A 6,880-nucleotide genomic window follows, 5' to 3' on the forward strand; every position below is an offset into this window, starting at 1 on the left:
ACCCGGAAGTCGCCCCCACAAGCCCCTCCGCGACCGGTTTCCGCCCCGCGCGTGCCCGGAGTCCGACCGGCGGCCGCTGTGCAATGGAAGGCGAGGGGAGAGCCGAACGGGCTTGTGACGGGTGTGACGCCGGTGCGATCCTTGCCGCCATGTCACCCCCTCCTCACATGCCCGATCACGGATTGGTACTGGAGGAGGTGAGGAAGGTGCGGCGGGCCGGAGTCGTCAGACTGCGCGAGACGGACACCCCCGAGCTGATCCGCATCGCCGGTCAACTGCCCGCTGCCAACGGCGAGTTGTCCGCCGGTGCCGTCGAGCGGCTGCTGCGGACCGCCGTCGCGGGCATCGGCGGCGGCAGCCTCCAGACCGCCGCCGAGTACAGCCTCGGACTCGCCCAGGGGACCCGCGACTGGCCGGCCGCCGACCGGCGCAGACGGGCGGCCCAGGTGTACGGGGTCAGCGTCGAACGCTTCCGCAAACACCATGAGTTGATGGTGCTCGGGCAGATAGCCGAGCAGCTCGTCGACATCGCGGGCCGGGTGCGCGAGGACACCGCCACCGGCGAACCGTCCCGGCTGCCCGCGGCCCACCGCGAGCTGCGGCTCGCGCTGCACGGCCGCACGGTGACCGTCACCGTGCATGTCCACTCCGTGGACCTGCTGCGGGACGTCGACGTCGTCGTCTCGCCCTCCAACACGTACTTCGCGCTGCCCGCCGCCTACAAGTCGTCGGTCTCGGCGACGCTGCGGCGGGCCGGCGCCCTCAAGGACCCGGCGGGGGGACTCGTCGAGGACCATGTCCACGATGAGTTACGGGGGTGGGCCGCCCGGCACGGGGCACCGGGCCGGGCGGCCCTTCCGGGCACCGTCGTCGCCACCTCCTCCGGAACCCTCGCAGGTCAGGGCGTCCGGCGGATCTACCACGTGGCGGTGGCCGTGCCCCGGCCCGAGACCAATGACTACGACGTACAGCCCGCCGATGTGACCCGCGGCGTGGCCCGCGCCTTCGCGCTGCTCGCCGAGGAGTCCCGCGCGAGCGACCCGCCGCTCACCTCCATCTGCCTGCCGCTGCTCGGCGCGGGCCGCGGCGGCCTGCCGCCCCTGGAGAGCTTCGGCGCGCTGTGGGCGGCCGTGGAGGCGGAGCTGGCCCGCGGCGCCGACTGGGACATCCACTTCGTCGTACGCCGTCATGCGCGCGCCGACCTCATCGAGCGGCTGCTGGCCGGGCTCGCCGGTCCTGGCGGCCGCGAGGACAGGGGGAACCCGTGAATCCGTACGCCGTGCTCGCGGCCGCCGCCGCGCTCTGGGACCGCATCGCCGACCGGCTGGACCAGCCGCTGCGCGACCGCCTCGCCGCGCACCTCGACGTCGTACGCCGCCGGGGCGCGGACGAGGACGCCCGGCGGGACGCCGCCGACCGGGCGGCGGCGCTGCTGCGGGAGCGTATGCCGGAGGAGTTCGGCGCCGGGGGAGAGGCGCGGCTCACCCTGGACGCCGAGCTCGAAGGGGTGACCGGCGAAGACATCGGCTACCAGGGGTTCCGCGTCGAGGACCTCGCCGTGCTCCTCATCGACGGGCACCGCATGGTCGGCCCCGTGCTCGGCCCGGTCCGCGAACGGCTGCTCTCCGCACCGGCGCTGGACGCCGACACGGTCCTTCGGCACGGCGGCAACCCGTTCGCGCCCGAGCTGATCCGGCTGCCGGGAGCCGGCGGGCTGCCGCGCCTGCCCAGCTTCCAGTTCTCCGAGGACGCGATGCCCTGGCTGGTCGTCCTCGAGGTCAACGCGCTGCTGGCCGCCGACCGCGATCCGTGGGGCGCCGCCGACTGGTGGCTCTCCGCCAACGCCTGGCTCGGCACCCCGCCCGCGCAGCTCCTGGGCTCCGGCCGGGACCGCCAACTCGCGGACACCGCCCGGTTCTTGATGGAGGGTGAGTGACCGTGCCCAACTACCGTCCGCCGGAAGCCATGAACGGCACCCCCGCCAAGGTCACCCTCGCGCGGGGCACGGTCCTGCACCGCGTACACAAGTCCCACCGGGAAGCAGCCGCCTTCAATCCGCACCCCGCGCACTGCCTCTACGGCGGCGGCCGCTTCGACGGCACGTCCTGCGACCCCTACGGCTACCTCTACGCGGGCCTCAGCCCGGCGGCCGCGGTCTGCGAGACCCTGCTGCGCTCCCTGCCCTTCGACCCGTCGGGCGGCCCCCGGCTGCTGCCGCGCGTGAGCGTCGAGGGGCGGCGCCTTTCGACACTCCGGCTCACCACCGACGTGACGGTGGTGTCGCTGATGACCGCGCAGGAGCTGGCCGCCGTCCACCAGGACAGCTGGCTCGTGCAGACCGAGGCGATCGACTACGCGTACACGCGCGACTGGGCACACTGGATCCGCAGGCACACCGACCCGTGGGCGCAGGGTTTCGTCTGGTCGTCGAAGCGGGAGCCGGGTGACCGGACGGTGCTGCTGTTCGGCGACCGGTGCCCGCAGGGGGCCGTCTCGGCCGCCGAGCCCGTCGAAGGGGGCGGCGTGGACTTCGGTACGGCGGAGGGCGAGCAGTGGCTCAACTCCGTGCTGCAGCCGTACCATGCGCGACTCGCACCCTGAGCTCTCTCGATACGTCTCGATACGTAAGGTTCCCCGTGCCCGTGCCCGTGCCCGTATCCGAAGAGAACACCCTGACGCAGCTCGAAGCGGAGCGCACCGAGCTCCTCGACCATCTCGCGGGGCTGGCGTCCGACGACCCCGACGCACCCGAACTGTGCGCGTACGCGGGTGAACTGAGCTACCGCATCCACGTGCTGTCCGACGGCGCCTCCGGAACGGAGGACCTGGACCTCGCGGCGGAGGCCTTCGGACACGCCTTCGCGGCACCGGGCACGGACGACGACTGGCATGCGTGGCGGATCGTGTACGCGCACGTGCGGGCCTTTCAGTACGAGCTCGACCCCACCGACCAACTGATCGACGAGTGCTGGGAGTTGCTGCTCGCGGGCACCGCACCGCTGCCCGCCGACGAAGAGGCGTACGACAACGTCCGCGCACTGGGGCGCCATCTGCTGGCCCTCTGTTCCAAGGAGCGGTACACGAGATACGCCGCGAACGCGACCCGCGACGAACGCGGCACGCTCCTGGACGAGGCGGTGCGCCGGATCGAGGACGCCGACGGGATCCTCGAGGAAGGCAGCCAAGAGGCGGTCGACCTGCGGGAGGCGCTCGGCTACCTGTGCTTCGAGCGCTGCCTGCTGCGCGGCGACGCCGAGGACGCGGCGACGGCCGCCGGACACTACCGCGCGGTGCTCGAGGCGGAACTGCCCACCACCGACCTGCCGTTCGTCCGGCACAGCATGGCGGTCGCGCTCCTGTCGCACGGCAGGGTGGCCGGCGACCGGGACGAACTGGAGGAGGCGCGAGAGGCGTTCGGCACGGCGCAGCGCGACGCCCTGCGCCGCACCGGGCAGCGGCCGCCGTGGCATGTGGAAGCCGAAGTCCGCGCCGTCTTCATCCGCGTACTCATGTGGTCGACCTGGAAGGACCAGGCACACGGGGCGGCGGCCGAGGTGGAGCTGAACTCCCTGCTCGCCGAACCCGGGGTGACCGAAGGGCTGCTGCCGCAGTTCCTCGACGGCTTCGGGCGGCTGCTCTACGAGCGGGCGAGCGCACGGGGCGACGCGGAGGGCCGGGACCGGGGCATCGGCCTGCTGCGGAGCGCGGTCACCGCGTGGCAGCCCGAGCGGGACGGCCGGGTGGCGGGGACGGCGCTGCTGCTCGGCGTGTTCCAGTACGCCCGCCACCAGGAGGACCCCGACCCACGCCGGGTCGCCGACGCGGCTGCGGCGGCCGAACTCGCCCTCGCCGACCCGCAATTGGAGCGGGAGCTCCACAAGATGGCGCTGATACTCAGGGGCTGGGTCCGGTTCGTGCGCGGCGAGCAGCCCGGTGGGTCCGGCCCCGGCGGCTCGGGCGACGACGTCGCCGACGCCTACCGCGCGATCATGGACGACCTGGGCGAGGGCCGATCCTTCCTGGACTTCAGCGGCACCGACGAGGACCACCCCGGCTTCTACAACGGCTTCGGGACCGACCGCCTCGCGGCCGGATTCGACACCGTGTACGCGCAGTGGAGCGCGATGGAACCGGGAGCCGAACGCGCGGGCGTCGCGGCCGGGCTCCTCACCCATCTGCGGTTCCTCGACCCGCACGGCGAACACGTCAGCACCGAGCAGAAGGACGCGCTGACCGAGGAGGTGCTCCAGCACGGCGAGGACGACCCGCGGTGGCAGCACCTCGCGCACATGGCGGCGGGCACCAGCCGCCTCGCGGACGAAATGGCGGGCGCGGGCAGCGACATGGACACGGTGCTCGACCACTTCGCCCAGGCCCGCGCCGCGGACGCGCGGGCCGGCGGGACCTCTGGGCACGGCGCGGACTTCGCCACGATGATGGCCACCGTGCAGCGGGGTCAGTTCGGCGGTGGCGCGGACGACGGCGACGTGGCCCGCGACGCCTGGCAGAAGCTGCGGGGCAGACCCTCCCTCACTCCGCACGTGCGCCGCCTCATGGATGCGCAACAGGCGTCCTTCGACGCCGGGGCCGCGCTCAGGAGCGGCGACCTCGCCACCGCCGACCGCCACATCGCCCAGGTTCGCGAGACACACGCGGCCCTCGACCCCGAGGACCCGTCCCGCGCCGAGCTGTGGACGCTCGTAGAGATCGACCTGATGCTGCGCGACGACCTCGCCCGGCAGCTCGGCGCCCCGGCCTCGCCACCGCCGCCCGAACGGCCCACGGTGGCCGCACTGCGCAGGATGGCGGTCCGGCTGCCGCGCGACCACCGGGCGTGGATCCTCGGGGACAACGGGACGTCCCGCTTCACCCGCGCGATGCGCGCCCGCGACCCCATCGCCCTCGTCGAGTCGATGGAGCTGATCCAGGAAGCCCACGACATGGTCGACGAGGGCAGTGACAGCAGGCTGCGGTACGCGAACGTCCTCGGCGGCGGCCACTGCGCGCTCGCCGAGATCCAGCGCGACCCGCGCGAACGCGACCGCCGTCTCGCCAAGGGCATCGCGCTCCTGGAATCCTCCTTCGAGGCGGCGGCAGGACCCGAGCACCGCCTCTACGCGTCCACCGGACTCGGCCTCGCCCGCGCCTACCGCACCCGCGCCGCACTGCGCCACGACGACCGTGCGAACGCCCGCCGCATCGGGCTCGACGCCCTGCGCGGCCATGCGTGGGCGGCGCTGCTGCAGTCCGGCACCGACCACGCCACGCAGGCCGCGGCCCAGGCCACCGGCGCGGCGCTCGAAGTCGCCGGGTGGTGCCTGCGCGACGACGTACCCGAACAGGCGGTGCGGGCACTGGACGCCTGCCGTGGCCTGGTGCTGCACGCCGCCACCACCTCGAGCACCGTGCGCGACCGCCTCGTCGCGGTGGGCCGGGAGGACCTGGCGGCCCAGTGGCAGGAGGCGGGCGGCACGTCCGCCACGCCGGAAGCGGGCCCGCTGTCCACCGCCCAGGCCCCGCCGCTGATCCCCAGCGCCCTCCGCCGCCACGTCCTCGCCGCCCTCACCGGCGAGGAGGCGCCGCCGGGCGAAGGCACCCCGCAGGACCGGCTGCTCGACCCGCCGACGCCCGCCGAGATCGCCACCGCGCTGCGCACCCTCGGCAAGGACGCGCTGGTCTACCTGGTGCCCGCGTCGGACGACGGAGGCGGCGCCGCCGTCGTCGTCACCAACGGCGGCGACACGCACTCCGTTCCGCTGCCCCAACTGCGGGAGGACGCCGCGCCGCTCAGGACGTACGCGCCCGCGAGCGGCGGCGCACGGGACATGGGCCCGGTGCCGGGGTACGCGGCTCCCGAGCCGCCCGCCGGGCAGCCGGCCCTGCGCGACCGGCTCGACCGGCTGTGCGGCTGGGCCTGGTACGCGGCGATGCGCCCGCTGTTCGACGCCTTCGCCCTGCCGCCGGGACGCGTGCCGCGTCTGGTCCTCGTCCCGATGGGCGCACTCGGGCTCGTGCCCTGGCACGCGGCGTGGGACCAGCGGGACGGCGGGAGCCGCAGGTACGCGCTGCAGGACGCGGAGATCTCGTACGCGGCGTCCGCCCGGCTGCTCTGCGACGTGGCGGCGCGCACCGCGGTCACGCACACCGGGCAGGCGCTGGTGGTGGGCAACCCCACCGGGGACCTGCGGTACGCGGGCGAGGAGGCGGACGCCGTGCAGCGGGCCTTCTACCCGGAAGGGCACTTCCTCGGGACCCGGAGCGGCGGCAGGGCCGACGGCGCGGGCACCCCGCACGAGGTGCTGACCTGGCTGCGCTCGGGCGGCGAGGACAGCGGCGCCGTGCTGCATCTGGCCTGCCACGCGGCGGTGGCGCGGAACGAACGCGCCACCGCCTATCTCTCCCTGCACGGCGGGGAGTTGGCGGCGGAGGAGCTGACGGAGGCGCTGAGCGGCGGTGGTCGCGGGCGGCTCGGCCTCGTGCTGCTCGCGGCCTGCCGCAGTCATGTGTCGGGGCGTGGCCACAACGAGGCGTACACGCTGTCCACGGCGTTCCTGGTGGCGGGGGCGCGGTCGGTGATCGGTTCGCTGTGGCCGGTACCGGATGACGCGACGTCGGTCCTGATGTTCCTGACGCACCATTTCCTGCGTACGCGGGGAGAGCCGCCGGCCAAGGCCCTGCGCAGGGCCCAGCTGTGGATCCTGGACCCGGAGCGCGAACTCCCGCCGGATCTACCGCCGTTGCTGAGGGTCCGGGCCGGGGCCCTGGATCCCGATGACTTGAGCGGTTGGGCGGGGTTCACGCATCTGGGGCAGTGAGGAAGGCCCGCCTACCCCGCAAGCACCACCGTCCGCAACGGAACCGTCCGCGTCGCCCACAGCCC

Annotated in this window: 4 protein-coding genes; all 4 read left to right on the forward strand. The window is 74.1% G+C overall.

Annotated elements, in window-relative coordinates; all coding sequences use genetic code 11:
* The first annotated feature begins 167 nt into the window (after positions 1-167).
* The 4 genes from E2651_RS39475 to E2651_RS39490 are packed head-to-tail and all read left to right on the forward strand — an operon-like array spanning position 168 to position 6,815.
* On the forward strand, positions 168-1,268 hold the full coding sequence (locus E2651_RS39475) for a hypothetical protein (protein ID WP_245239497.1): 1,101 nt from the start codon (positions 168-170) through the stop codon (positions 1,266-1,268).
* Complete coding sequence (locus tag E2651_RS39480; protein WP_135336101.1) at positions 1,265-1,936, forward strand: hypothetical protein; 672 nt, start codon at positions 1,265-1,267, stop codon at positions 1,934-1,936. The genes E2651_RS39475 and E2651_RS39480 overlap by 4 nt, the downstream gene beginning before the upstream one ends.
* Before the next feature lie 2 nt (positions 1,937-1,938).
* Positions 1,939-2,601 (forward strand): RES family NAD+ phosphorylase, encoded by a 663-nt coding sequence (locus E2651_RS39485; protein WP_245239498.1) that lies wholly within the window; start codon positions 1,939-1,941, stop codon positions 2,599-2,601.
* 41 nt (positions 2,602-2,642) lie between these two features.
* Positions 2,643-6,815, forward strand: coding sequence for a CHAT domain-containing protein (locus tag E2651_RS39490; RefSeq protein WP_245239499.1), 4,173 nt, complete (start codon positions 2,643-2,645; stop codon positions 6,813-6,815).
* The last annotated feature ends 65 nt before the right edge of the window (positions 6,816-6,880 follow it).

Source organism: Streptomyces sp. MZ04, assembly GCF_004684775.1.
Classification (GTDB): Bacteria; Actinomycetota; Actinomycetes; order Streptomycetales; family Streptomycetaceae; genus Streptomyces.

Bases quoted from the DNA above. Each gene is read 5' to 3' on its own strand.
- E2651_RS39475 (WP_245239497.1), top strand. From the start codon at position 168: ATGCCCGATCACGGATTGGTACTGGAGGAGGTGAGGAAGGTGCGGCGG.